The sequence below is a fragment of the Sphingobium sp. FW305-3-2-15-F-TSA7 genome, from assembly GCF_058787155.1.
In genome coordinates this window covers 41268-66990 of record NZ_JBYSZM010000021.1, presented here as the reverse complement: position 1 = coordinate 66990, position 25723 = coordinate 41268, and the positions used below count along the sequence as shown (strand labels likewise).

Genomic DNA, 25723 nt, shown 5'->3' with positions numbered 1-25723 from the left:
CGTTGGCGATCCCGCGATTGCAGAGGAGCCCTCTGCTGGCGGGGGGCATTTTTGTGCGCGCTGTCTGCTTAATATCATACGGACGTCATGTCTCCTTCACAGTTGGGCTCTAGCGGCAGTCCCAAAGTCCAAAGGGGAATTCCACATGTCCGTTCGCTCCTTCGCGCTGACCGCGGCCAGTCTGATCGCGCTTGCCGCACCTGCTGCCCATGCGCAGGGCGCGCCCGCCCCGGAGGATCGTGACGAGATCGTGGTCACCGCGCAGCTCCGCGAACAGGATCCGATCGACGTGCCGATCGCACTCACCGTGTTCGGCGGTGCGCAACTCGACCGGCTCGGTATCGAGGAGTTCGACGAATTCTCGCGCTTCGTGCCGGGCTTCGAGGTGCAGAACCAGTCGCCCAACAATCCCGGTTTCGTGATGCGCGGCATCACCTCGGACAGCGGCAGCGCATTCAACGAGCCTCGCGTCTCGGTTTTCCAAGATGGTGTCTCGATTTCCAAGTCGCGCGGTTCCTATGTCGAACTCTTCGATATGGAGCGGATCGAGGTTGCCAAGGGGCCGCAATCGACGCTCTATGGTCGCGGCGCGCTGATCGGTGCGGTCAATCTGATCCAGAACAAGGCCGACCCGCGCGGTTGGGCGGCTGCGGGCAAGGCGTCCTATGGCAATTACAATGCCTGGATGCTCGACGGCATGGCCAATATGCCTCTGGGCGACAGCGCCGCCATCCGCGTTGCTGGACGTGTCCGTCAGCGTGACGGTTATGTCGAGAATCTGCTGGGCGGCCGCGATTTCAACTCGGCCGACACCTGGGCGATGCGCGGCGCATTCCACGCCGATCTCGGCGCCGTTTCGGTCGATGTCATCGGAAACTATCAGAAGGACAGCCCGACCGGGACCGCCTTCAAATCGATCGCCTATCGTCCGACCGATCCGGTGACCGGCGCCGTGATTGGCGATGCCGGGCGCAACAGCGGCGCGGCCCTGGCTCCGGGTGCCGGTTTCGAGGGCGGCCTGCCGCTCGGCCTCGACCGCAAGGTCTGGGGTGTGACCGGGATCCTCAACTGGACGCTCGACGATCGTTTCAAGCTGACCTCGATCACGGCCTATCGCCGCTTCTCCGCGCTCGAGATCTTCGATGCCGACGGCATCTCGCTGCCGGTGCTGACTGCGGCGGAGGATGCGCGTGGCAAACAGGCCAGCCAGGAATTGCGGCTGACCTTCGAGGATGGGCCGGTCACCGCCTTTGTCGGTGCCAATTATTTCCACGAGACCGGATCGCAGCGCACGCCCAGCCAGGTCGATGAGCGTGCGGCGCTTGCCCGCCTGACTGGCCAGCTCGCCGGCCCGATCCCCGGTCGACCCGCGACCGATCCCATGCCGGCTGGCCTGCTCGCGAACACGGCCTTTACCGGCGCATTGCTCCAGGGGGTCGCGCAAAGCTATGGCGTGGCGCTTGCCGGTCCGCAGGCACAGGCGATCGCGGCGAATTTGAAGGCCGCGCATGGCGAGACCGTCACCAATTTCTCGCGCACCAACGCCTTCGACCTGTTCGGCGACCTGACGGTCCGGCTGTCGGACAATTTCGAGCTGGGCGCCGGCGCCCGCTACAGCCATGACGACAAGCGCAGCCGCCTGACCGCCGCGGTGCTCAATGGCCGCTCGATCCTGGGCGGCTTCATCGGTGCACTGAGCCAGCCGGCTGCGGTTCGCACGGCGCTGCTCCAGGCGCTGGCGGTACCCGGTGCCGCGACCATTCCACCCTCGGCAGCCTATCCGGTGCCGCTGTTTGGTCTCGGTCTTCAGCCGACGGTGGGCAATGGCGGTATCGAAACCGCCGATCTCAGCGATGACGGCCTTACCTGGCGCCTGACCGCGCGGTACATGCCGAATGCCGATAGCAGCATCTATGCCACCTATGCGCGCGGTCGCCGGCCGGAAGTGCTTTCGGCAACGGCGCCAGCCGCGCCCTTTGCCGCTGCACGCTTCGACCTGCTCGAATCCGAAACCGTCGACAGTTTCGAGCTCGGCGCGAAGACCGCGCTCGCCGATCGCACATTGTTCCTCGACGGTGCGTTATTCTATTATCAGTACGACAATTTCCAGACGACGGTGCAGCAGGGTACCCAGTTCGTCACCACCAATGCCGGCAAGGCGGAGAGCTATGGTTTCGAAGGGCAATTGCGCTGGGTGCCCGACGATGCGGTCAGCCTGTTCGCCAATTATGCGTATAATCACAGCCGCTTCAAAACCGGAGTGCGCGACGGCAATCGCTTCCGCCTGTCACCCGACCATTCGGCGGCGGTCGGCGCGGTCTTCTCGCTGCCGGCGGGGCCGGGACGGATCACTCTGTCGCCCAGCCTGACCTGGCAATCGAAGGTCTTCTTCGACGACGACAATGATCGGCCCGCGCTCCAGCAGCCGCCGGCGGCCCTGGTTGCCGACAACATTCAGGACGAGCTTCAAAAGGGCTATGCGTTGGTCAACGCACGTCTCGGCTACGAAGCCGAAAACGGTGCATGGCGGATCGAGGCCTTTGTCGAGAACGCCTTCGACAAGAAATATATCAAGGACGCGGGCAATACCGGCGACGCGCTTGGCCTGCCCACCTTCATCGCGGGTGAGCCGCGCTTCTACGGCATCAGCGCAAGTTTCCGCTTTGGCGGGCGTCGCTGAGCCGAACATGCAAAGCTGCATCGGCCGATGCGTTCGGGCCGGGCATGTCGAAGTGCTGTCTTTCCTTCGATATGCCCGGCCCGAACGGCGCGGAATGCGGAGTGTTCGTTGTGATCGAAATCCGACGCTACGCCATCCGCATCCCGAAATCCTGCGGCCTCAATCGGCGATGTGATCGATCACGATCTTGCGGATCGCGTCCTGGCGGGTCAGTTCGCCCGACTGGCGCATGATCCAGCTATCGAGCGCGTCGAGCAGCGTATCGTCGACGCGCAGGCCGATCATGGTCTTTCCGGTGGTTCGTTCGGGCCTGGGCCAGCCCACGGCTGTGTGCTTCATATCGACATCCTTGCAACCGGAGCATGAGACGCATCTCCGGCGGCGACCGCTTCGCATGTAAATGTTACGAATACTGTGATCTGCCGCACAGCAATGCGATAAATTTGCGGGATGCACCCAGATATCGTCAATTTTCCAGCATGTTGAGTACATGATCGGCCCGCGCTTCGACCGAGATTCTGGGCAGTGTCAGGATTTCGTAGCCGAGCGAGGCATAGGCATGGAGCAACCGGTCATATTCCGCGAGCGCCGCGTCGATGTCATGGCGCCGTTCCGGATCGGTCCCATAGATTTCCGGCCAGGGCGGCGCCATGAACATGCGGGCGTGATAGGGATGCGCGCGGCATGCCGTCACCGCTGGCTCGCCGGTGGCATGCTCGAGCGCGGCCGCAGCATCGACCAGCCCGCGGTCGAAGAAGACCCATTCATCCGCGGTCGCGATCGATGCCCGATCCGAAAGTGACATCGCAGTCGCCCGCCGCGCGAATGCGGCGATATCCACCCAGGGGAGGGCGGCGCCATTGCCGGCCAGTTCCTGCTGGACGATCCGCCGGCCAGGCTCCTCGACCACGCGATACCCACGCCGGCCCAGTTCGGCGAGCAACGAGGATTTGCCGCCGCCCGAGCAGCCGGAAATGACGACCAGGCGATTCATTGCCCGTCCGCGAAGCCGATCCGACCGACGCTGCCGTTCTTCACCTCTTTCAGCACGACCATCGATTCCACGCGTTTCACGATTGGCATCGCGGTGAAATGGCGATCGAGCAGCTGGTCATATTGATCCATCGAATCCAAGCTGAATTGAACGATATAGTCGCAGCTTCCCGATACGAAATGGCATTGGACGACTTGCGGCAGGTCACTCATCGATCGTCGAAAACTCTGTTGACCGTCGGGGGTGTCGCGTTCGAGCGTCACCAGCGCGATCACCTTCAGTCGAGGCCCCAATATCTCGGGATTTACGATCGAGACATCGGCCATGATCACCCCGTCGCGGCGTAGAGCTTCCACGCGGCGGCGACATGATGATGGCGACACCGCCGCCAGGCCGGCAAGTTCGGAATATGTCAGTTGGTTGTTGCTTTGAAGGATGTCGAGGATCTTGCGATCGATCCGATCCAGCGTCTTCAAATCCACCTCCCGGCAATATGATCCATGGCAGAATTAGCCGATAATGGCATTCATGACGCTCAAAATCGCCGCCATATGAACATATTTGACCACATTTTCCAAGCGTGCGCGTCTAATATCCCCGGGTCGCAAAGCCGCGACAGGGAGGCTGAAATGGATTTGAGCGGGTGCAAGCCGGGAACGATCGCTGCCTGGGGTGGTGAGGAGACGCCGCTGGCGTTCGGCGCCGCACAGGTTCCGATCGTGCAGAGCGCACCCTTTGCCTATCCCGATATCGAAAGCTGGCTCGACGTGGCGCTCGAGCGTGCCGAAGGCCATATCTACAGCCGGAACACCAATCCCACCGTCGCAGTGTTCGAGGAAAAGATCCGATTGCTCGAACGTGCCGAGGCGGCGACCTCGTTTGCGAGCGGTATGTCCGCCATTTCGAACGCGTTGTTCACCTTTTCGCGGCCCGGCGACAGGATCGTCTCGATCTCCGACAGCTATGGCGGAACATCGAAGCTTTTCCTCGAATTCCTCCCGCAAATGGGCGTCGAGATCGATCTGGTCGAAACCGGTGATGGCGATGCGCTCGACGCAGCGATCGCACGCGGCTGCAAGATCGTCTATCTTGAGACGCCGACCAATCCGACCCTCAAGATCATCGATCTCGAACGCGCGATCGCTTCGGCGAAGCGGGCAGGGGCGATCTCGATCGTCGACAACACCTTCGCCACGCCGATCAACCAGCTTCCGATCCTGCTGGGCGCCGATCTGGTGGCGCATAGCGCGACGAAGTTCCTCGGCGGTCATGACGATGCGATGGGCGGCGCACTTGTCGGGCGCGCCGATCTTGTCCGGCAGGTCTATCATTATCGCGAGATCACGGGCGGCAGCCTGAGCGCGTTCGCGGCCTATCTGCTGCTGCGCGGGATGAAGACGCTCGAACTCCGGGTGGCCCGGCAGAACGAAACCGCGATGGCGATGGCGCGATATCTCAGTGACCATCCCAAGGTTGAGGATGTCTTCTATCCCGGCCTTGAGAGCCATCCCAACCACGATATCGCCAGGCGCCAGATGACTGGATTCGGCGGTGTGCTGAGCTTCTCGGTGGGCAGTGACTTCGACGCGACGAAGCGCTTTCTCAACGCGCTGAAGCTGGTCCATCGCGCTGCCAGCCTGGGATCGGTCAACACGCTCGCGGGACCGCCCTGTACGACGAGCCATGTCGAATGCAGCGCGGAAGAGCGGGCGCAACTCGGCATTCCCGAAACGCTGGTGCGCTATTCCTGCGGCATCGAGTCGTTCGAGGATCTTCGCAACGATGTTGCCGCCGCGTTGGAGCAGGTCTGACCGCGCCGATACGGCGGTTTACGGAAAGCGGCTTCCCCTGACCGGGATGGCCGTTGTCTGCTTGAGTTCCAGCAGCGTGACGGTCGACTGGATATCCTGCACGCCGGGCAGTTTCAGGATCACCCTGAAAATGAATTTCTGATACCATTCAAGCGATTGTGCGATGATCTTCAAAAGAATGTCGCGCTCGCCGAAAATGGTGTGGCACTCCATGATCTCAGGGATCAGCTCGATCTTCCGATTGAAGTCGGCGCGATGTTCTTCGGTCAGCGTGGCCATCTTCAGCGTGGCGAAAATATAGAGGCTGTCGCCGAACTTCTTGCGGTCGAGCACCGCGACCTGGCCGGTGATATAGCCTTCGTCGCGCAGCCGCTGCAGCCGTCGCCAGCAGGGCGATTGCGACAGGCCGACGCGCTCGGCCAGCTCGGTCGTCGAAAGCGCGGCGTCCTTCTGCACCTGCTCGAGAATCTTGATGTCGATCGGGGTCAGCGCTTCGGTCATGGGATCCTCTTCCTCTCGGTGTCATGTGGCGCCGGGAGCGGTCTGCGTGCAACATAAATTTTCCAATAGTTGTGCGAATGCCTGCGAAACCTATCTCCAGATCGCGGATATGATGACGGTGCCGATCCCGATATCGGCTGCGATGAACCTTATCATGCCGATGCAGGGGAGAGGGCGTTCGGGAAAATTCTATGCGCGCTTCGGTGGGACGCATTCGATCTTCGCATAACCATTTCGCGGCGGCGTCCATAAGGTGGCGGGATTGGAGGACCAATCGCAGATGAAGGCCATCGGATCACAGCTTACCCTGGTACTGGGGACGGCACTCGCGCTCGTCCTGGCAGTGCCCGCCGTTGCGCAGCAACCCGGCGCCGGGCCCGTCACCGATCAGGTCGATCATCCCGCCGTGGTCACGCGCCATCAGGGCCGCTTTGGCGGGCAGGCGGTCGCCTATACGGCGAAGGTGGAGGCGATCGCGATCGCGACCGGGCAGAACGAAGCCGCACGGATCGTGAGCTTCGCCTATACGCGCGACGGCGTGGATGCCGCGAAGCGGCCGGTGATGTTCCTGTTCAACGGCGGGCCGATCGTCGCCGCGCAATATCTGCATATCGGCGGCATCGGGCCCAAGCGCGTCGCCTATCCCGACGATGTCCGCGCCGATCCGTCGACCTTCCGCCTGGTCGCCAACGAATATTCGCCGCTCGACGCGGTCGACATGGTGTTCGTCGATCCCGCATCGACCGGGTTCAGCCGCGTCGCGCCGGGCACCGATCCCAAGGCCTATTTCTCGGTCAAGGCCGACGCGCGCCAGTTCGCGGCCTATATCCGCGCCTGGCTGAAGCAGTATGGTCGTGAGGGATCGCCCGTCTATCTGACCGGCGAAAGCTATGGCACCAATCGCGCGGCGGAGATTGCCAGCCAGCTTGCCGCCGGCCCAGATCCGCTGCCGCTCGCCGGCGTTTTCCTTTATGGTCAAGCCGCCAATATCATCGAATATTCGCAGCGCCCGGCCAATATCACCAGCTATGTCGCGTCGCTGCCGACGGTCGCGGCGATCGGCTGGTATCACGGCCGCGCCGATCGCAAGGGGCGCGGGCTCGATGCGTTCCTGGCCGATGCGCGCGCCTTCGCGAAAGGCGAGTATCTGACGGTGCTGTATCAGGGCAGCGCCGCGTCGGACGCCGATAAAAGACGCGTTGCCGCGCGGCTCGCCGAATTTAGCGGCATCCCGGCCGACTGGTATCTCGCCAACGGGCTGAAGATCAGCAAGGAACGCTATCGCGCCGAACTGCTCAGGGATCGGGGCCTGTTGCTCGGCCGCGCCGATGCGCGCTACACCGCGCCGATCACCGATAAGGGCAATGGCCCCGATCCCTCCGACGTGCTGATGCAGGGCGTTCAGAAATTCCTGCCCATCTATCTGCGCGACGATCTGAAGGTGACGTGGAGCGATCCCTATGTCCCCGCGGTCGGCATCACCAGCTTGGAGGATTGGGGTTGGGGAGATGGCACGAGCCCCTTTGCCGACTGGCCCTATTATCAGGGGATCAGCGCGATGATGGCGCGAAATCCCGATTTCCGTCTGCTGATCGGCAACGGCATCTACGATACCCAGACGACGATGGGGGCGGCCGAACTGCTGGCGACGCAATCGGGCTGGGATCCGGCGCGGGTGACGCTGCGCTATTATGACGGCGGCCATACCGGCTATTCGGTGGCGGCGACCGCGAAGGCGATCGGCGACGATATCCGCGCACTGGTACGCCGGCCGTGAGGGGCGTTTTCGCAGGCACGCTTGCCGCCACGCTGCTCCTCGCTGCGTCGCCCATCGCTTTTGCCGCGACCGAGCGGCTGTCGATCCTGTCCAACGGCGAGAGCGTCGGCTCGCTCGTCATCGACAGCGAGGGCGACCGCGCCACCGTCGATTACCGGATCGACAATAATGGGCGCGGCCCCAAGCATCGTGAAGAACTGACCTTCGACGCGCAGGGTATCCCGACCGCCTGGACGATCAAGGGCTCGTCGCTGATGGGGGGCGCGGTCGACGAAAACTTCGTCTGGTCGGGTGGCCGCGCGCGCTGGACGAGCCAGGCCGATCACGGCACCCTCAAGGCGGATCGGCCGCCGCTCTACGTGGCCAATGACGACAGCCCTTATGCGATCTGGGTCTATGCGCGCGCGGCGCTCGCGGCGCCGGGCCACAGCATCGCTGTGCTGCCCTCGGGCCGGATCACGATGGAGAAGCTGCGCACGCTGACATTGGGCGAGGGCGCCGCCGCGACGCAGGTGACCGCGTGGCGGCTGACCGGCGTCCAGCTCAATCCCAGCTATTTGCTGCTCGATGGCGAACAGAAGCTGTTTGCGCTGTTCGGCCCTTCGGCAGAAGGGACGACGATCCGCGCGGGTTATGAAGCGGCGGTGCCGATACTGGGCAAGCTCGGTTCTGAGCTGGAAACCGAACGCGCCTTGCAGCTCCAGCAGAAACTGGCGCACCGTTTCGACGCGCCGGTGCGCGTGCGCAACGTCCGCGTCTTCGATCCCGTGACGGGCGCGCTTTCGCCGCTGTCGAGCGTTGTCGTCATGCGCGACACGATCGCGCAGGTGACGGCGGAGGACGGGCGGCCCGTGCCGGCGGACGAAGTGGTGATCGATGGCGAGGGCGGCACGCTCTATCCCGGCCTGCACGACATGCATTCGCACGCGACGCTGCCCGCCGGGCTGATGTATCTCGCTGCCGGCGTTACCGCGACGCGCGACATGGGCAATGACAATGGCTTCCTCCAGGGGCTGCTGACGAAGATCGACGCGGGCGAGGTCGCCTGGCCGCGCATCGTGGCCAACGGTTTCATCGAAGGGCGCAGCCCCTATTCGGCGCGCTTCGGCTTCATCCCCGCGACGGTGGAGGAAGCCTTGGCGAATGTGCGCTGGTACGCCGATCGCGGCTATGCCGAGATCAAGATCTACAATTCGATGAACCCCGATTGGGTGAAGCCGATCGCGGCGGAAGCGCATCGGCTGGGGCTGAAGATGACGGGCCATGTGCCCGCCTTCACCTCGCCCGATCGGATGATCGCCGATGGCTATGATTCGATCGCGCATATCAACCAGTTGATGCTCGGCTGGATCCTGAAGCCTGGGGAGGACAGCCGCACGCCATTGCGACTGACCGCGATGGCGCGTGCCGGCGCGCTCGACCTGAATGCGGAGACCGTGCAGCGCACCGTCGGGCTGATGAAGGCGCACGGCACCGCGCTCGACACCACGGCCGTCATCCTCGAGCAACTCATGCTCAGCCGCGCTGGGCAAGTACCGCCGGGGCAGGAGGATTTCCTGTCGCACATGCCGATCGGCTTCCAGCGCTATCGCAAGCGGTCCTTCGTGACGATCGCGAACAAGGCGGAGGACGCGGCCTATCAGTCCGGCTTTGACAAGATGCTCGAAACGATCGCGATGCTGCACAAGGCGGGCATCCGCCTTTTGCCCGGCACCGACGACGCGACGGGTTTTTCGGTGCAGCGCGAGATCGAGCTGTATGTGAAGGCGGGCCTCACCCCGGCCGAGGCGTTACGCGCCGGCACGCTGGGGGCGGAGGAGTTTCTGGGTCGTGCTGATCGGCTGGGCAGCATCGCGCGCGGCAAGCTCGCCGATTTCGTGCTGGTGCCCGGCGATCCGACGCGCGACATCACCGCGATCCGCCGTCCGCGCATGGTGATGAAGGGCGGGGTGGTCTATTTTCCGTCGGAGATCCACAGTGCGCTGGGCATCCAGCCCTTCACCACCGCGCCGGCGATCCGGCCGGCAGAGAAATTGGCCGCACGGGAAGGGCTCGATCATGGAGAGCATGCCGATGCGTATTGATCGCGCGATTGCCGCCTTGACGTTGATGCTGGCGGCCGGGGTCGCGCAAGCGCAGCCGTCGCCGCCGCAAGCCATGGCGGAGCCACGCATCTTCCGGTCGGAAGGGCAGGCCGAGATCGGTGGAACGCGATTGCGCTATGCAGCCGCGGTCGAGGAGTTTCTGCTGCCCGGCGCGAGCATCTTCGCGACCAGCTATGTCCGTGGCGATGTGAAGGACGCGGCGACGCGTCCGGTGATCTTCGCGTTCAATGGTGGGCCGGGTTCGGCCTCGATCTGGCTGCATATGGGGCTGATGGCGCCGCGCCGCGTCGATTTCGACGATCCGGCAAAGCCGCGCACCGTTGCGCCCTTCGGCACCGTCGCCAATCCCGACAGTCCGCTCGACGTGGCCGACATCGTGCTGATCGATCCGCCGGGTACGGGTTATAGCCGCGTGTTGCCGGGCGCCAAGGTCGAGCAATATTATGGCGTCGAACAGGATGCCAAAGCGATGGTGGAGGTGGTGCGCCAATGGCTGCGCCGCCACGGCCGAGGCAATTCGCCCAAATATCTGGTCTCCGAAAGCTATGGTACGATTCGCGCGGGGGTGATGGCGCGGCTGATGGCGGGCGGGCCGACCCAGACCGGCGCGATGGATGGGCTGACGCTCAACGGCGTGGTGCTGCTCGGCCAGGCACTCGACATGGCGCGCGGCGCCGAGGGCGACGACCGCGCCTATCTGAACATCCTGCCGTCGCTGGCCGCGACCGCCTGCCATTTCGGCAAGGTCGCCGCCGGCTGCACGGCGGAGGGGCAGGCGGAAGCGGCGCGCCGTTTCATCGATGCGCGCTATCTTTCCGCACTCCATGCAGGATCACGGCTGCCGGCGGATCGTAGGGCAGAGGTCGCGCGTGAGATGTCGGCACTGATCGGTATCGCCGAAAAAGACATACTCGCCGCCGACCTCCGCATTTCCGGCGCCACATTCGCGAAGCTGCTGCTTGCCGACCGGGGCCAGCGCGTCGGCATGTACGATGCGCGCTTCGTGCTGCCGACACAGGGGGCGGGGAGCGATCCAGTCGCCGACGATCCGGCGATGGGGCAATATGTGCCCGGTTTCGTCGCTGCGTGGAATGATTATGCGGCGAAGACGCTGAAAGTGACGCTCGAGCTGCCTTACGAACCGATCGCGTTCCGTGAGGTCAATGGACGCTGGGATTACGGCTTCGGCCCGGGTGTGCCGGTCGGACGCAATTACGGCACCGACCTGGCCGTCGCGATGAGCCGCAACCCGGCGATGCGGTTGATGGTCGGCACCGGCTATTACGACCTCGTCACGCCGATCGGCAGTGCCGAATATACGCTTGCCCATGTCGGTGTGCCGCTGTCGGCGACGCGCTTCCACGCCTATCCATCGGGGCATATGCCCTATGTCGGTGCCGAGGCACGCGCCGCGCTGATCCGCGATCTTCGCGCATTTGTGAGCGGCGGCGAATGACGGTTGCCGCTCAAGGGGGAAGCCTGCGCAAAAGCGTCGGTCTGACCGGTGTCGTCACCTTCGGCGCGGGCACCGCGATCGGTGTCTCGATCTTCTCGATCCTCCAGCCCACCGCGCAGGTGGCGGGATCGGGGCTGCTCGCGGCGATCGGCGTCGCGGCACTGCCGATGCTCGTCTTCGCTCTGGTCTACGCCTATCTGGGATCGGCGCTACCGGTGTCGGGCGCATCCTATGAATGGCCCAAGCGCTTCATCCATCCGGGTGTCGGCTTCATCATCGCTTGGCTGCGGATCATCTCCAATGTCGGCGCGCTCACCATATTGTCGCAGGTGATGATCAGCTATCTCGGCATGGTGTTTCCGGTGCCGCTCAAGCTTGGAATGGCGGTCACGATCACCGCGGTCTTTGCGCTCAATTATGTCGGCGTGTCGATGGCGGCGCGGGTGCAGGCGCAGTTGATGGCGCTGCTGCTGATCATCCTGGGCATTTTCGTCGCGACCGGCCTGCCGCATTTCGATGGCGCGCTGGTCGGCAATCCGCTGGACACGCCACCGCTCGCGATCCTCGCGGTCGTGCCGCTGATGATCAGCCTGTTCCTCGGTATCGAATCCGCGGTCGAGATCGGTGAGGAGGTGCGCGACGCGCCGCGCAATGTGCCTTTGGGCATCGCGCTGGCGATCGGGCTGACCGCTTTGGTCTATGGCCTGGTCGCGGTCACGGCGCTCGGCCTTGTCGGGCCGGCGGCGCTGGCGAATAGCCAGGCGCCGTTGCTGGATGCGGCAAAGGTCGTACTGGGCGATCTCGCGGTGCCGCTGATCGTCGGTGCCGCCTGCTTCTCGATCGTCAAGTCGATGAATGCCGCCGCACTCACCTTTTCGCGCAGCCTGTTCGCGATGGGGCGTAACGGCGCTTTGCCGCGCGCGATCGGCGCGATCCATCCGCGTTTCGGCACGCCGCACCGGGCGATCCTGTTCGGCTATGTCTGTGCGATGTCGGGCCTGTTGCTGCCGCCGAGCCTGATCTTCCTGCTGCTCGCAGTCAACGTGCCGACTATGCTCAAATATATGGCCTGTTCCTATTCGGCGACCGTGGTCGCGCGCCACCATCCCGAGATCCATGCGCGGTCGAAGTTGAAGCTGTCGCGCAGGGTGGTTGTGGCGGCGGGTTATACCGGTGTGGTCTGCGCGCTGCTCGTCGGTATCTTCGGGGTCGAGGCCGATCCGCGCCCCTATCTGCTGGTCGGCGGCTGGCTGGTCGTCGGCCTGATCTACTGGTTCGCCAAGGGGCGGCGGGACTCCTCCGAACAGGCCAAGCGCGCTTTGGGCGAATAGCTGCGCAAATTATGCGCAATCGGCGCCGGCTTGCCCAAGATCGAATAATTAGTGCCCGCCCTGGCCGGTAGAGAGACGTCATGTTCAAGGAAGATGAAATGCCGGCCACACCGCCGACGCTTGAGGGTGAAAGCTATGCGCGATGGGTGCGCGGCGCGCTTGCCGTGGCCCGCGCAAGGGACGGTCAGGCGGTCAGCCTGTTCGAAAGCTCCGTGCCCGAGCCGCGTGAATTGCTGCGCCAGATGGTTCTCGAAACCGCCGAGCCGCATTTCTCAAGCTACTATGTCAGCGCCTTTGGTGACGGCAATCCGTTCGTCCTCGATATGCTGGCCGAACGCTATGGCGTCGGCCGTGACCAGTTGCTCTGCACCACCGGTGCCACCGGCGGCCTGTCGTTGATCTATCGCACATTCGTCCGTCCCGGCGATCATGTCCTGATCGAAACGCCCGGTTTCGACCTGTTCGCCTATCTTGCCGAAGCATCGGGCGCCTCGGTCGAGAGCTTTCGCCGCCATGGCGACCGCTTCCTCATCGACGTCGCGGACGTGGAAGCACGGCTGCGTCCGAATACGCGGTTGGTGGTGCTGTCGGACCTGCATAATCCGTCGGGCATGGCGACGCCGCAGCCAGTATTGCGCGCGCTGGCCGATCTCGCCGAACGGCGCGGTTTCCTGCTCGTCGTCGACGAGGTCTATGGCGATTATGCGTCGAAGGATCGGCGCCCCGGTGCCGCCGCTGCGCTGTCCCCGGCGGTGGTCAGCCTGTCGAGCCTGACCAAGATCTACGGGCTGGGCGTGCTGCGCTGCGGCTGGATCGTCGGTGCGCCGGCGGTGGTGGAGCGGCTGAGCCGGCTCAACGGCCAGATCGAGTTCGGCATCTCGACATTGTCGCACGCCGTCGCCGCGCATGTCATGGCCAATGCCGCATCGTTCGAAGAGAATTCGCGCCGCGTCGTCGCGCGCTGCCGGCCGCGTTTCCAGGCCTGGTTCGACATGATGGTGGCCGAAGGGTTGATGGGCGGCGAACTGCCCGACGATGGCTGCATCTGTTTTCCGTCATTGCCCGGCATCGCCGATAGCCGCGCCTTTTCCGAATGGCTGATCGCGCGTTCGGGCGTAATCGTCGCGCCCGGAGAATATTTCGGCGCGCCCGGCCGCATCCGCATCGGTTTCTGCCAGGAAGACGACCGGCTCGATGCTGGCCTGGCCGGGCTGGAAGAGGGGCTGCGCGCCTATGCCCGCATGCCGCAGCCGGCACTGGGCCGATGAAGGGGCGGGCAATCTTGATCGATCAGGCACGCGATCCGCGAAAACTTATGCGCGAAGCGGGTCGGGAACCCCAATTCCGAATAAATATGGCGGTGGCGCACGCGTAAAATTCGCCTGGCCTCGAACCAGGGGAGGCTCATCGGGAAGGCGACATGGTCGTGGTTCCTGCCGAGCTGGAGAGAGAGGCCAAGGATGGACGATCCCCGCCATGCGGATCGGACGCCCGAATAGATTCAGTGGAGGCCAGAAAAATGAAGAACCAGAAACTTGCTATTTCCATGTCGGCGGCGATCCTCGCCCTCACGGTATCGATGCCTGCGATGGCGCAGGACCCGCAGAGCGCCGAAGGCGTCGAAAGCGGTAACGATGCCGGCGAAATCATCGTCACTGCGCAGAAGCGCGCCGAGCGCCTGCTCGACGTGCCGGTCGCGATCAGCGCGATTTCGGCTGAGACGCTGACGACGCAGAACATCAACCGCCTCTCGGAATTCTTCGATCGCGTGCCCGGCCTCCAATATTCGGGCCAGCGCGTGTCCTCGATCGCACTGCGCGGCGTCACCACCGGTGGGGCGACCTCGCCCACCGTCGCGCTGCTGGTCGATGACGTCCAGTTCGGCGGCACCACCGGCACCGGCCAGCCGCCGCTCCCCGATTTCGATGCCAGCGCGGTCAGCCGGGTCGAAGTGCTGCGCGGCCCGCAGGGCACGCTCTATGGCGCGTCGAGCCTGGGCGGCCTGATCAAATATGTGCTGAAGGAACCCGATACGCGCGAATTCTCCGGCCGGATCGAACTGGGCGGCACCGCCGTCTCGCACGGCGACACCGGCTATGCGGTGCGCGGATCGGTCAATGTGCCGATCACCGACTGGCTGGCCGTCGCCGGCAGCGGTTTCAAGCGCGATGATGCGGCATGGCTCGACAACATCAATCCCAAGGCGCTGAAGGCGAAGAACGTCAACACCCGCGAAGTCTGGGGTTTCCGTGGCGCGGCGCTGATCAAGCCGTCCGACAATCTTCGCATCGTGCTTTCGGCGCTCCGTCAGAAGCAGGACGCGATGAACAGCGATCTTGCCATCACTTCGGGCGGCGTGCCGATCTGCGCGGCCTGCACGCTCACCGCCTCGCCCAACCGCGCGACGGCAGTCACCACCTTCGATCCGGTCTATGGCGATCTGACGCTCAATGCGCTCGATTCGATCAACAAGGCGAAGTTCCAGCTCTATACGGCGCGCGCCGAGCTCGACCTGGGCGGCGTCAACATCACCTCGATCAGCGCGTGGAGCCGCGCGGACAATGTCATCACCAGCGATGTCAGCGCCGTGTTCGGCGGACTGCTGCGCTCGCTCTACGGGCTGGCGACGGCGCCGACGGTGCAGATCGCCAACGCCGATCGCACGCATAAATTCTCGCAGGAAGTGCGCTTCAGCGGCGATATCGGCACCAGCTTCAGCTGGCTCGCCGGCGGCTTCTACACCATCGAGCATGCCGCGACCGATCAGACGCTGATCGCCTCGGGCAGCCTCGACGCCAGGCCCTATATCGGTGAAGGTCCGGGCAGCTATCGCGAATATGCGGGTTTTGCCGATCTGACCTGGCACGCCACCGACAAGCTCGATATCCAGGTGGGCGGCCGCTATTCGCGCAACAAGCAGCACAATGAATCGACGCTCAACACATCGGCGACGGTGGCTCCGGTGTTCGGATCGGGCACAACGATCGGCGATTCGAAGGACAGCGCCTTCACTTGGCTGATTTCGCCCAACTATCATTTCTCGCGTGACATCATCGCCTATGCCCGCATCGCCACCGGCTATCGCCCCGGCGGCCCGAACATCGCGGCGCCGCCCTCGGTGGATGGTTCGTTCGGCCCGGATCGCGTGCTCAACTATGAACTGGGCTTCAAGGGCAAGGTCGTTCCCGGCCTGCTGACCATCGACGCGTCGCTGTTCCAGATCGACTGGAAGAACATCCAGCTCCAGGGCACGGATTCGGTCAGCTCGCTCACCTTTCTGACGAACGGCGGCAAGGCGCGCAGCCGCGGCCTGGAATTCGCGGCGAACCTGACGCCCTGGGCGGGGATGAGCATCGACACCAACCTGACCTTCACCGATGCGACGCTGACCCAGGACCTGCCGACATTGGCGGGCGCCACGGGTCTGAGGGGACTGGCGGGCGATCGCTTGCCGTTCGCGGCGAAGGTCACTGCCAATGTCACCGCGCAGCAAAGCTTCACGCTGAGCGACACGCTGGAGGGCAATCTGGGCTTCACGGTGATCTATGTCGGCGATCGTGCGGGCACCTTCGTGACCAATGCCGCGAATGCAACGCGCCCACGCATCCTGCTGCCCGAATATACCAGCGTCGATATTCGCGGCGGCCTGACCTATGATCGGGACTGGAGTGTCAATCTGTTCGTCCGCAACCTGTTCGACAAGCGCGGCGTGACCGCGGCGGACAACCGCAACGGCGTGAATGTGCCGACCGCCTTGTTCACTCAACCGCGGACCGTCGGCGTGACGCTGGCGCGGTCGTTCTGACGGATGGGCGCGGGGCGATTGCAGCCCCGCGCTTCCTCCGCGAAATCGAACACGGTATCGGAGCGGCGCGATGCGGCTGGCATTGACCATCACCGGGCTTGCTTCGGCCCCGCTTCTCACCGCTCCGGCACGTGCCGAGCCCGCGCTTTCGCTGACGCTGGCCCCAATTGCGTCGCGCACGGCCCCGGCGCGGATCGAGACCGTCCGGGTGACGCTGCGCCTGGACGGCATCGCGGCCGGACAAGGCGAGGTGCTGCTACGCCTGCCCAAGGTCGCCAGCAATGTCGATACCGTCGCCACGGTGATCGCCGGCATTTCCGCGCGTGACGATGCCGGCCCCTTGCGGTTGAGCGCCCGCGATGTCGACCTGCCCGAAACCGGCATGCGCGACGCGGTGGGCGGTGGTCCCTCGCGCGAATGGATCGTCGATCGTGCGGTGCGCGGGCCGGTGACCGTGGCATACAGCGTGCCCGCCCAGGCGACATTGCCACCGCGCGGCCCGGCACCGCCCTTCGCCTTTTCCGCCGATGGCGGTGGGGTCTCGGCGACCGGTCATGTCTTCCTGCTGCTGCCGCCCGGCGAGCACCGCTATCGCACCACTTTCGGCTGGGATTTGTCGCGCGCGCCCAAGGGCAGCCGGGGCGTCAGTTCGCTGGGGGAGGGGATTATCACCGCCGCAGAGCCGCTCGACGGCGCCGAACTGCGCATGAGCTTCTTCATGGGCGGGCGGATCGGCACCTGGCCGTCCGATCCGTCGGGGACCGGCTTTTTCGGCGCGTGGCAGGGTGATCCCGGTTTCGACGCCAACGCGCTGCTCGCCTGGACGGGCAAGCTCTACAGCCATTATGCACGCTTCTTCGGCCAGAAAGGTGCGCCGCCTTACGGGGTGTTCCTGCGCTATAATCCGATCAATGCGGGCGGCGGCGTCGGCCTCCACCGATCCTTTGTCACCACTTTCGGCAAGGGGCGCGGATCCGACGTCGCGAGGATCCGGCTGACCCTGGCGCACGAGATGTTCCATACCTTCCAGCCGTTCATCACCCAGCCGGCGGGGCTCGAATCCTCATGGTTCGGCGAAGGACTGGCGACCTTCTACGAGGCGCGCCTGCCATTCCGCTTCGACATGCTGAGCGCGGAAGAGTTCATTGCGGACGTTAACTGGACGGCCGCGCGCTATTATACCAGCAGCATGGCGCGTGCCCCCAACAGCCAGGTGCCGCTGCGTTTCTGGGCCGATACGCGTGTGCGAACGCTGCCCTATGATCGCGGCATGCTCTATTTCGTCACCGTCGACGATGCACTGCGCAAGGCCTCCGGCGGCAAGACCAGTCTCGACGATCTCATGCTCGCCATGCTGGCGACCGAGAAATCGGGCAAGGCGACGACCAATGTCGATTGGGAGATGCTGCTTGCCAGGCATCTGGGGGCCGGGGCGGTCGACGAATTCCGGGCCTTTCTGGATGGACGGATGCCGGTTCCGGCCTCCGACGCTTTCGGACCCTGCTTCCGCCGGATCACGAAGAAGCTGCGCCGCTATGAGCTGGGTTTCCTGACCGATGTGCTGGCCGAGCCCAAGCGCGTGGTGCGCGGCCTGGTCCCAGGATCCGCGGCGGCGCAGGCAGGGCTCAGGGATGGCGACGAAATCGTCGACCCGGTGCCGCAGGACGGTATCCAGGGCGAGCAGGCTGAGCGGTTGACGCTGCGCGTCCGGCGCGCGGGCCGGGTTTTCCCGATCACATATCTGCCGCGCGGCGAAACGGTCGATGCCTATCAATGGGAACGCGTTCCCGGCGCCGACGCGCAGGGCTGTGCCCGTTGACGCCGTCTGCGACCGGAAGACATCCCGGTCAGGATTCCAGCCTGTAGAGGGATTGTACCAGCCCGGACGGAAAGGCTTTCGTCATCACATGGGTCAGCGGGATGTCGCTGTCGACGGGGCCGAAGAGTTGGCGTCCTTCGCCGATCAGGACCGGAATCCGCGTTACCACCATGTCGGCGATCAGGCCTTCACGAAGGAAGGATTGCACGATCTGGCCGCCATCCACATAGACGCGGCGCCAACCTTCCGCCGCGAGCATCTCCATTGCGGCGCTGGGCGCCATGTCCACGAAGCGGACGCGGCCAATAAGGTGGTCCGGAACCGGCGATGAAGCCAGGGTTTTCGAGAGCACGACGACTGGCTTGTCATAGGGCCAGGGATCGAAAGCCAATACGCCTTCGAAGCTGCCGCGCCCCATTACCAGGCCGTCGATATCCTTGATGAAATCCCGATAGCCATGGTCTTCATCCGGGTCGTCGCGGCTGAGCAGCCAGTCGATATTCCCGTCCTTCCTGGATGAAGCCATCCAGGCCGGTGGCGATGAAGACATGCCCGGTGATCATGCTGGCTTGAGGTTCCCGTGAGATGAGGTTCGAAGGGGGCGTCGGGACGCGGCGTCATGATCGCACAATCCGAAAGGACCGCGATGGGAAGTCCCGTTACAAGCTTCTTCGCGGTAGCGCTGCCATAACTCACGGCAGCATTGCGGGATCAGGCAGGAACGTAGGTCAGCCTGATCACGTCCTCGTCGATCCGATCATGAGCCACAAGGCGGAGCGGCGGGCGGGGACCGGCGAAATATGGTGTGCCACGACCCAGTACGACAGGGTGCAGGTAGATCCGATATTCGTCGATCAGGCCCAGTTCGGTCAGGCTTTGCGCCAGGGTTGGGCCGGCAACTTCGATCTCGCCGTCGCGCCCGGCTTTCAACGCGCGGATCGCGCCTTGTAGATCATCCCCGACAAGCGTGGCGTTGGGGCCGACCGACTTCAACGAGCGCGAGACGACCCATTTCGGCTGGTTCCGCCACGCCGTCGCGAAGGCCCGCCGCTCTGCATCCCACTCGGGATGATCGTCGTCCCAGTAGCGCATGATCTCGTACATCTGGCGACCATAGACACTACCCGCCTGTCCGCGGGCCTCGTCGATGAAGTGGCGGAAGAGCGTGGGGCTTGGCCCAAATTCCATATGGTCGACATAGCCGTCGAGGGACTGGTTCATTCCGAACACGAGCTTGGCCATGCCCATTTCCTCTCCTGATGCCGCGACCCGCGAAATTCTGATTGTATCGTGCAACCGGTTTTGAAGCTAGCCAGACTGATCTTGTATTGCAATTGGTTTTGGGGTGCGCATGAACGCCCGACGTTCGGGCTGTCCGATCGATTTGACCGCCGAGATTCTGAGGGGCGCTGAAGCCTGATCGACATCCGCTTTCGATCGGCTGTATCTGGTGGATTGCGGACTGGCGGATCTCAGGGATCTAGGTGGCGATAGCTGCCGTCGTGCCCGCTTCACCGACCATCTCCCTTTAGCGATTCGATCGCGTAATGAGCACAAGATGCGAGTCGCCGCGCATCAGTTGATGATTTCGCCTCGTTCGTCTGAGCGCAGTGCGGTCAGTCGTTCTCTCCACATCTGTAGTGCCTCGGGCGTCAATCTGGTCCAATGCGTGATTTCGCCAGTGACCTTGAGCGGTGCGCTGCTGCGATACGACCGCGTGGGGTTGCCGGGAAATTTCTTGTCGGTCACGTTCGGGTCGTTCTCGAATGCCCCGGTCGGCTCTACGGCATAGACACGCGGGATTGCGCTGCCTTCGGTGAGTTCCGCCGCGATTTCAGCGGCAAGTCCGGCACCGTCCATAATGGCCGTGAAATAGACGTGGTTCATCACCACTTCAGGACGATAGTTCGACCGGTACCCTGCGGTGAGAAAATCACCCTCGCGCAAATCCGCGATTGTGCCGTGAAAGAACGGTCCCTCGTCCAGCACTTCGGTCATCGTCATCGTCCTCATCTTATGAGTCTGCTTTTAGTCAGTGAGCTAGGCGCCAACGTCCGCGATGAGGTCGATAGCTGTCGTCGCTCATCTTCAAGGCATATCAGACTGTAGCGTAGAAATGGCGGTTATTGGCCGCCTAGTGGCGATGCGGTGATCGGTGGCGATATCGCGCCATAGAGGGCAATAGGCGGTGTTTGGCGGACGGGGTGGGATTCGAACCCACGGTGAGCTTGCACCCACGGCGGTTTTCAAGACCGCTGCCTTAAACCACTCGGCCACCCGTCCGGCTCGCGCGGCATATGCGTTCGATGCGAAAAGGGGAAGAGGGCCGATAATCAACGCCCCGATGTGCCGGATGCGGGTCGAAAGGGGATTCACGCAGGGCGATGCCTGTGGCAGTCTGCCGGCCCATTGGGGAGTTGTATGCGTCTTTTGATCCCGATTTCGATGTCTCTGGCGGCGGTTGCGCTGCCTGTCACCGGCCTGCTTGCGCCGGCACCCGCGGCCGCGCAAAGCGAGGAGGCGGCGTTTCAGGCCTATCTTCCGGCGCTGCGTGCCCAGGCCGAGCGCCAGGGCGTCAGCCGCGCCACGCTCGATTCGGTGATGCCGACACTGACCTTCAACGCCCGCGTGGTCGAACTCGACCGCGATCAGCCCGGCGGTTCGGTCAATGCGCCGATCCCGAACTTCGCGCCATATCGGATCAAGCATGTCGATGCGCCGCGGATCAATCGCGGGCGTTCCAAATATCAGGCGCTGCGCCACCATCTCGCGCGAATCGAGCGCGAAACCGGTGTGCCCGAATCGATCATGGTCGCAATCTATGGTCATGAGACGGGTTATGGCTCGGTCATGGGCAGTTTCGACCTGCTGCGCGCGCTCGCGACCCTGGCCTATGAAGGGCGCCGCCGCGATCTCTTCGCGGGCGAGTTCATTGCCGGGCTCAAGATGATCGATCAGGGTGTGCCGCGCAGCCGCCTGGTCGGAAGCTGGGCAGGGGCGACCGGATATCCGCAATTCCTGCCCTCGGTCTATCTTCGCATGGCGCGCGACGGCGACGGCGACGGGCGCAAGGACATCTGGACCAGCGAGGCCGACGCGCTCGCCTCCATCGCCAATTATTTCGTCAATGCCGGCTGGCGGCCCAATGTGCCCTGGGGCGTTGCGGTCAACGTGCCCGCCGGGCTCGATCGCGCGGCGTTGCGCAGCAGGATCAATTCGCCGCGTTGCCCACGCGTGCATGATCGCCACAGCCGCTATCTCAGCATGGCCGAGTGGCGCCGCCTGGGCATTGTCCAGACATCGGGGCCACGCATCCGCGATACCGAGATGGCGTCACTGCTCGAACCCGACGGTCCTGGAAAAACCGCCTATCTGCTAACCGGAAATTATCGGGTCATCCTCGATTACAATTGTTCGAATTTCTACGCGCTATCAGTGGGGTTGCTTGCGGATGAAGTGGAACGTTGAACGGGCGGTGACCGCCGGCGCCCTGGCGCTGATACTCTCGGGCTGGAGCGTTGCCGAGGGGCGGAGCAATCGTGCGCTCGTCGACAAGCAGCCTTTGCCCGCCGCGGATGCTCCGGGCGTAAGCGACGTACCGGTCAGGCTCGGCGAACCCTATAAGGTCGGCGACGTCACCTATCGTCCCGAAGACCGGGCGGATTATGACGATGTCGGTTATGCCAGCGGCTATGGCGAGGCACCGCGGGGCAATACCACCGCCAATGGCGAGCCGTTCAACCCGAACGCGATCACCGCGGCGCACCGCACATTGCCGCTGCCCAGCTATGTCGAAGTGACGTCACTCGATACCGGGCGGACGATCCTGGTACGCGTCAACGATCGCGGACCCTTCTCCAACGATCGCTTGATCGCTCTTTCGGACGGTGCGGCGCGCCAGCTCGGCATCGCGGAGGAAGGACGCGCTCCGGTTCGCGTGCGCCGCGTCAATCCGCCCCAACAGGAGCGCGCGGCGCTGCGCAGGGGCAATGCGGCCGCGGAACGGCTCGAAAGCCCCGCGATGATGCTGACGGCATTGCGCCGTAAGCTCGGCATCACACCGACTCCACCCATAGCGGTTGCGGCCGCTACGCCGCGTCCGGACGCTGTTGCGCCGGCACCTCTGCCTGCGCCTGCGCCTGCGCCGGCAACGATCGCGCCGCCCCCCAAGGCTGTGCCCGTGCCCGCCTCGCGCGACGACCGGTTCATCGTCGAGGGAACGAACGCACCCGCACGCCCGGCTGCAGCCGCGACGCCTCGGCCTGTGACGGCCGCACGGGCATCCGTAGCCGGCAATTGGTACGTCCAGCTCGCCGCTTTCTCCAGCAAGCCGCGCGCCGAAGCGTTGGCGAAACGGGCCGGCGCGCGCGTCGATGCCGTCGGCCCGCTCTATCGCGTCCGCTTCGGGCCCTTTGGCAGCCAGGCTGCGGCGAATGAGTCATTGCGAAGCATCCGGGCGAAGGGCTATCCGGAGGCGCGTATCCTGAGCGGCGGCTGACACCCGCTGCGTCCGTCACGAGAGTAGCCGATGAAACCCGTCCTGTTCGTCTCCTTCGCCACCCTGGTCGCCGCCGTTCCGGTCACTGCCGCGGCGCCGCCCTATGAAAGCGCGGCCAAGGTCGCTTTCCTCCAGGATCTTTCGTCGGGCGCGGTGCTGTACGACAAGGGGGCGGATGTCCGCATGCCGCCTGCGTCGATGGCGAAGATGATGACGGTCTATGTCGCGTTCGACCTGATCAAGCAGGGCAAGCTCAACCTCGACACGAAATTCGCGGTGCGCCCGGAAACCTGGCGCCAGTGGCACGGTCCGGCGGCCGGATCGACGATGTTCCTCGAAACCGGCGAACAGGTCAGCGTGCGCGATCTGCTTCATGGCATCGTCACGCTTTCGGGCAATGATGCCTGTGTCGTGCTGGCAGAAGGGATTTCGGGCACCGAAGCCGCATTCGTCGCGCTGATGAATGCCAAGGCGAAGGAACTCGGTCTCGCCAACAGCCATTTCGGCAATTCGAACGGCTGGCCCGACGAAGGCGTGACCTATGTCACCGCGCGCGATCTTGCGGGCCTGGCGCGCGCGACGATCGAGGATTTTCCGCAGCTCTACAAGGACTTCTACGCGCGCAAGGATTACAGCCGCACGCTGAGCGACGGCAAGACGATCAACCAGGAGAATCGCGATCCGCTGCTTGGCCGCGTCTCCGGCGCCGATGGCCTCAAGACCGGTCATACCGAGGAAGCCGGCTATGGTTTCACCGGATCCGCCGAACAGAATGGCCGCCGTCTGGTGATGGTGGTCGCCGGTCTCGACTCCTTCAACGGCCGCATCGAGGAATCGGTGCGTTTCATCGACTGGGGTTTCAAGGCGTGGACCACCAAGCCGCTATTCTCGAAGGGCAAGAAGGTCGAGACGGCGGAAGTCCAGCTTGGCGACGAAAGCGAAGTCGGGCTGGTCGCGCCGCGCAACCTGGCGGTCACGCTGCCGAACGGCATAGCCGGCACGATGCAGGTGAAAGTGGCGTATAACGGCCCGATCAAGGCCCCGATCAAGGCCGGACAGCATATCGCCGACCTGATCGTCACCACGCCGGACACGCCGCCGCAGACCATGCCGCTCGTCGCCGAGAGCGATGTCGGCGAAGCCGGGTTCTTCGGCCGCGCCTGGGCCGGATTGATGTCGATCTTCGGCGGGTGACCGCCGCCGCGGCCACGGGTCGCTTCATCACGCTCGAAGGCGGGGAAGGGGTCGGCAAGTCGACCCAGATCGCGGCGCTTGCCGATGCATTGCGCGCGCGGGGCATTGCCGTGCTCGTCACGCGCGAACCCGGCGGCAGCGAAGGCGCGGAAGCGATTCGCCGCCTGCTGCTGGAGGGGGATGCCGGCCGCTGGAGCCCGCGTGCGGAAGCCTTGCTCTTCGCGGCGGCGCGCGCGGACCATCTCGAAAAGACGATCCTTCCCGCGCTGACGGCGGGGCAATGGGTGCTGAGCGATCGCTTCCTCGATAGTTCGCGCGCCTATCAGGCCGGAGCGGGGGGACTGGCGGACGCCGATATCCTCACGCTTCACCGCATCGGCAGCCAGGGGCGGCTGCCCGATCGGACTTTGCTGCTGACCTTGCCCGAATCGGTCGCGGCCGAGCGTGCCGCGGCGCGCGACCGCGGCGGCGCCGACCGGATCGGCGGCCGCGACGCGATCTATCACGCACGGGTGGCGCAAAGCTTTGCGCATCATGCCGAAGAAGATCCCCGGCGCTTTCGCGTCATCGACGCCAGTGGTGCTGCCGACCATGTCACGACGCGCCTGCTCGATGCGCTGGCGGATCTTATGTCATGACGTCGCTTGTCGGTCATCAGCATGAGATTGCTGCATTTATTGAGGCGATGGGCAGCGGCAGGCTGCATCACGCCTGGTTACTCACGGGGCCCCAGGGCGTCGGAAAGGGGCTTTTCGCCGAAATGGCGGCGCTCCGCATGCTGGCCGAGGCCGCCGGCCCTCCGCCGGGCGAAGCGGGATTGACGGTTTCGCCGGAACATCCGGTTGCGCGATTGATCGAGGCCGGCAGTCATCCCGATTTCCGCCGCCTGCAGCGATTGCCCAATGATCGCACCGGCGATCTGGCGCGCAATATCCCGATCGCACAGGTCCGTGCGCTCCAGAGCCTGTTCGTCACGACACCGTCACTCTCGCCGCGCCGCGTGATCGTGATCGACGCTATCGACGATCTCGAACGCGCCGCCGCCAATGCATTGCTCAAGAATCTGGAGGAACCGCCCGCCGACACCGTGTTCCTGCTGGTCAGCCATGCTCCCGGGCGATTGCTGCCGACGATCCGCTCGCGCTGTCGGGTCCTGCGCTTCGGTCCGCTTTCGAACGACGACATGGCCGCAGTCCTTCGCGCGGAATTGCCCGAGGCCGATGCAGGTGAGATCGCTGCGCTGGTGAAGGCGGGGGAGGGCGCGCCCGGCCGCGCACTCGGTTTCGCCGGGCTCGATATCGCGGCACTGGACAAGGCGATGGCGGAGATCGCGGCCACGGGCGATCCGTCCGCCGCGTCACGCGCCGCACTCGCCAAGTCGCTCGCGCTCAAGGCTGCCCAGCCGCGCTATGAAGCCTTTCTTCAGCGTGCACCGGGCTTCATCGCATCGGCGGCACGCAGCCGCTCGGGGCAACCGCTCGCCGATGCGCTGAAATTGTGGGAGGATGCGCGAAACCTGTCGTCGGGCGCGGTCGGCCTTTCGCTCGATCCGCAGAGCGTCGTCTTCGAACTCGGCACGCTGATCGCCGGGCTGGCGCCACGCCGGAGCATTTAAGGCTATCCGTTGGCTTCGAGCGCAGGTTCGAGCTTGCCGAGAACCGCAGTCGAGAAGGCCTGGCGCCGCGCTGCTCGACGCTGCTCGAAGCCAACGGAGGAAGATGCAGCGATCCCACGCATCAACGGGTTTGATTT

General features: G+C 64.4%; 21 protein-coding genes and 1 tRNA gene. 14 read left to right on the top strand and 8 right to left on the bottom strand.

The genetic code is table 11. The features are described 5' to 3' along the window. The first annotated feature begins 145 nt into the window (after positions 1-145). Positions 146-2680: a TonB-dependent receptor gene (locus AC3WN8_RS17150; protein WP_492670677.1), complete on the top strand. Its 2535-nt coding sequence runs from the start codon at positions 146-148 to the stop codon at positions 2678-2680. Between the two features lie 159 nt (positions 2681-2839). Here the strand turns inward: AC3WN8_RS17150 and AC3WN8_RS17145 are convergent, their stop codons facing one another. From AC3WN8_RS17145 to AC3WN8_RS17135, 3 genes are all read right to left on the bottom strand, one after another. Next, entirely contained in the window at positions 2840-3019 is a 180-nt protein-coding gene (locus AC3WN8_RS17145; protein ID WP_492670676.1) for a hypothetical protein, read from the bottom strand. Positions 3020-3146: 127 nt separating this feature from the next. Further along, the gene (locus tag AC3WN8_RS17140; protein ID WP_492670675.1) at positions 3147-3674 is read right to left on the bottom strand and encodes an AAA family ATPase; all 528 of its coding nucleotides are present in this window, start codon (positions 3672-3674) and stop codon (positions 3147-3149) included. Then, positions 3671-4150, bottom strand: coding sequence for an Lrp/AsnC family transcriptional regulator (locus tag AC3WN8_RS17135; RefSeq protein WP_492670674.1), 480 nt, complete (start codon positions 4148-4150; stop codon positions 3671-3673). The genes AC3WN8_RS17140 and AC3WN8_RS17135 overlap by 4 nt, the downstream gene beginning before the upstream one ends. 153 nt (positions 4151-4303) lie before the next feature. Between AC3WN8_RS17135 and AC3WN8_RS17130 the strand changes: the two genes are divergently transcribed. Beyond that, a complete protein-coding gene (locus AC3WN8_RS17130) occupies positions 4304-5485 on the top strand; it encodes a cystathionine gamma-synthase family protein (protein WP_492670673.1) in 1182 nt (393 codons plus the stop codon). A gap of 18 nt (positions 5486-5503) precedes the next feature. On the opposite strand, the gene AC3WN8_RS17125 is transcribed toward AC3WN8_RS17130, so the two are convergent. Then, positions 5504-5986 (bottom strand): Lrp/AsnC family transcriptional regulator, encoded by a 483-nt coding sequence (locus AC3WN8_RS17125; protein WP_492670672.1) that lies wholly within the window; start codon positions 5984-5986, stop codon positions 5504-5506. A gap of 280 nt (positions 5987-6266) precedes the next feature. Between AC3WN8_RS17125 and AC3WN8_RS17120 the strand changes: the two genes are divergently transcribed. From AC3WN8_RS17120 to AC3WN8_RS17090, 7 genes are all read left to right on the top strand, one after another. After that, positions 6267-7763 carry a S10 family peptidase gene (locus tag AC3WN8_RS17120; RefSeq protein WP_492670671.1) on the top strand — a complete coding sequence of 499 codons (1497 nt, stop codon included), beginning with the start codon at positions 6267-6269 and terminating at the stop codon, positions 7761-7763. Beyond that, positions 7760-9847, top strand: a complete 2088-nt coding sequence (locus tag AC3WN8_RS17115; RefSeq protein ID WP_492670670.1) for an amidohydrolase family protein — start codon at positions 7760-7762, stop codon at positions 9845-9847. Before AC3WN8_RS17120 ends, AC3WN8_RS17115 begins: the two co-directional genes overlap by 4 nt. Continuing rightward, on the top strand, positions 9837-11324 hold the full coding sequence (locus tag AC3WN8_RS17110; protein WP_492670669.1) for a S10 family peptidase: 1488 nt from the start codon (positions 9837-9839) through the stop codon (positions 11322-11324). Before AC3WN8_RS17115 ends, AC3WN8_RS17110 begins: the two co-directional genes overlap by 11 nt. Then, a complete protein-coding gene (locus tag AC3WN8_RS17105) occupies positions 11321-12655 on the top strand; it encodes an APC family permease (RefSeq protein ID WP_492670668.1) in 1335 nt (444 codons plus the stop codon). Before AC3WN8_RS17110 ends, AC3WN8_RS17105 begins: the two co-directional genes overlap by 4 nt. An 80-nt stretch (positions 12656-12735) precedes the next feature. Next, a complete protein-coding gene (locus AC3WN8_RS17100) occupies positions 12736-13923 on the top strand; it encodes a pyridoxal phosphate-dependent aminotransferase (protein ID WP_492670667.1) in 1188 nt (395 codons plus the stop codon). Positions 13924-14174: 251 nt separating this feature from the next. After that, positions 14175-16460: a TonB-dependent receptor gene (locus AC3WN8_RS17095; protein WP_492670666.1), complete on the top strand. Its 2286-nt coding sequence runs from the start codon at positions 14175-14177 to the stop codon at positions 16458-16460. A 70-nt stretch (positions 16461-16530) separates the two neighbouring features. Beyond that, the gene (locus AC3WN8_RS17090) at positions 16531-18279 is read left to right on the top strand and encodes a M61 metallopeptidase family protein (protein ID WP_492670665.1); all 1749 of its coding nucleotides are present in this window, start codon (positions 16531-16533) and stop codon (positions 18277-18279) included. A 28-nt stretch (positions 18280-18307) separates the two neighbouring features. Here the strand turns inward: AC3WN8_RS17090 and AC3WN8_RS17085 are convergent, their stop codons facing one another. From AC3WN8_RS17085 to AC3WN8_RS17070, 4 genes are all read right to left on the bottom strand, one after another. Further along, on the bottom strand, positions 18308-18805 hold the full coding sequence (locus tag AC3WN8_RS17085) for a dihydrofolate reductase family protein (RefSeq protein WP_492670664.1): 498 nt from the start codon (positions 18803-18805) through the stop codon (positions 18308-18310). A 185-nt stretch (positions 18806-18990) separates the two neighbouring features. Next, the gene (locus AC3WN8_RS17080) at positions 18991-19521 is read right to left on the bottom strand and encodes a dihydrofolate reductase family protein (protein WP_492670663.1); all 531 of its coding nucleotides are present in this window, start codon (positions 19519-19521) and stop codon (positions 18991-18993) included. A gap of 333 nt (positions 19522-19854) precedes the next feature. Continuing rightward, positions 19855-20283 (bottom strand): NAD(+)--rifampin ADP-ribosyltransferase, encoded by a 429-nt coding sequence (gene arr / locus AC3WN8_RS17075; RefSeq protein ID WP_492670662.1) that lies wholly within the window; start codon positions 20281-20283, stop codon positions 19855-19857. Between the two features lie 189 nt (positions 20284-20472). Next, a tRNA-Ser gene (locus tag AC3WN8_RS17070) sits at positions 20473-20562 on the bottom strand. Positions 20563-20700: 138 nt separating this feature from the next. Here AC3WN8_RS17070 and AC3WN8_RS17065 point away from each other — a divergent pair. From AC3WN8_RS17065 to AC3WN8_RS17045, 5 genes are read left to right on the top strand one after another with little or no spacing between them, the layout of a single operon-like run. After that, on the top strand, positions 20701-21747 hold the full coding sequence (locus AC3WN8_RS17065) for a lytic murein transglycosylase (RefSeq protein ID WP_492670661.1): 1047 nt from the start codon (positions 20701-20703) through the stop codon (positions 21745-21747). After that, positions 21731-22777, top strand: coding sequence for a septal ring lytic transglycosylase RlpA family protein (locus tag AC3WN8_RS17060; RefSeq protein ID WP_492670660.1), 1047 nt, complete (start codon positions 21731-21733; stop codon positions 22775-22777). Before AC3WN8_RS17065 ends, AC3WN8_RS17060 begins: the two co-directional genes overlap by 17 nt. A gap of 30 nt (positions 22778-22807) precedes the next feature. Continuing rightward, positions 22808-23971: a D-alanyl-D-alanine carboxypeptidase family protein gene (locus AC3WN8_RS17055; RefSeq protein ID WP_492670659.1), complete on the top strand. Its 1164-nt coding sequence runs from the start codon at positions 22808-22810 to the stop codon at positions 23969-23971. Then, on the top strand, positions 23968-24609 hold the full coding sequence (gene tmk, locus AC3WN8_RS17050; RefSeq protein ID WP_492670658.1) for a dTMP kinase: 642 nt from the start codon (positions 23968-23970) through the stop codon (positions 24607-24609). Before AC3WN8_RS17055 ends, tmk begins: the two co-directional genes overlap by 4 nt. After that, positions 24606-25586, top strand: coding sequence for a DNA polymerase III subunit delta' (locus AC3WN8_RS17045; RefSeq protein ID WP_492670657.1), 981 nt, complete (start codon positions 24606-24608; stop codon positions 25584-25586). The genes tmk and AC3WN8_RS17045 overlap by 4 nt, the downstream gene beginning before the upstream one ends. Positions 25587-25723 lie beyond the last annotated feature (137 nt).

Coding starts and splice junctions, on each gene's coding strand:
- AC3WN8_RS17150 (WP_492670677.1), top strand. CDS start 146: ATGTCCGTTCGCTCCTTCGCGCTGACCGCGGCCAGTCTGATCGCGCTT.
- AC3WN8_RS17110 (WP_492670669.1), top strand. CDS start 9,837: ATGCGTATTGATCGCGCGATTGCCGCCTTGACGTTGATGCTGGCGGCC.
- AC3WN8_RS17065 (WP_492670661.1), top strand. CDS start 20,701: ATGCGTCTTTTGATCCCGATTTCGATGTCTCTGGCGGCGGTTGCGCTG.
- AC3WN8_RS17090 (WP_492670665.1), top strand. CDS start 16,531: ATGCGGCTGGCATTGACCATCACCGGGCTTGCTTCGGCCCCGCTTCTC.
- AC3WN8_RS17080 (WP_492670663.1), bottom strand. CDS start 19,521: ATGGCCAAGCTCGTGTTCGGAATGAACCAGTCCCTCGACGGCTATGTC.
- AC3WN8_RS17145 (WP_492670676.1), bottom strand. CDS start 3,019: ATGAAGCACACAGCCGTGGGCTGGCCCAGGCCCGAACGAACCACCGGA.
- AC3WN8_RS17095 (WP_492670666.1), top strand. CDS start 14,175: ATGAAGAACCAGAAACTTGCTATTTCCATGTCGGCGGCGATCCTCGCC.
- AC3WN8_RS17130 (WP_492670673.1), top strand. CDS start 4,304: ATGGATTTGAGCGGGTGCAAGCCGGGAACGATCGCTGCCTGGGGTGGT.
- AC3WN8_RS17120 (WP_492670671.1), top strand. CDS start 6,267: ATGAAGGCCATCGGATCACAGCTTACCCTGGTACTGGGGACGGCACTC.
- AC3WN8_RS17045 (WP_492670657.1), top strand. CDS start 24,606: ATGACGTCGCTTGTCGGTCATCAGCATGAGATTGCTGCATTTATTGAG.
- AC3WN8_RS17100 (WP_492670667.1), top strand. CDS start 12,736: ATGTTCAAGGAAGATGAAATGCCGGCCACACCGCCGACGCTTGAGGGT.
- AC3WN8_RS17125 (WP_492670672.1), bottom strand. CDS start 5,986: ATGACCGAAGCGCTGACCCCGATCGACATCAAGATTCTCGAGCAGGTG.
- AC3WN8_RS17060 (WP_492670660.1), top strand. CDS start 21,731: ATGAAGTGGAACGTTGAACGGGCGGTGACCGCCGGCGCCCTGGCGCTG.
- AC3WN8_RS17085 (WP_492670664.1), bottom strand. CDS start 18,805: ATGGCTTCATCCAGGAAGGACGGGAATATCGACTGGCTGCTCAGCCGC.
- arr (WP_492670662.1), bottom strand. CDS start 20,283: ATGACGATGACCGAAGTGCTGGACGAGGGACCGTTCTTTCACGGCACA.
- AC3WN8_RS17055 (WP_492670659.1), top strand. CDS start 22,808: ATGAAACCCGTCCTGTTCGTCTCCTTCGCCACCCTGGTCGCCGCCGTT.
- AC3WN8_RS17105 (WP_492670668.1), top strand. CDS start 11,321: ATGACGGTTGCCGCTCAAGGGGGAAGCCTGCGCAAAAGCGTCGGTCTG.
- AC3WN8_RS17140 (WP_492670675.1), bottom strand. CDS start 3,674: ATGAATCGCCTGGTCGTCATTTCCGGCTGCTCGGGCGGCGGCAAATCC.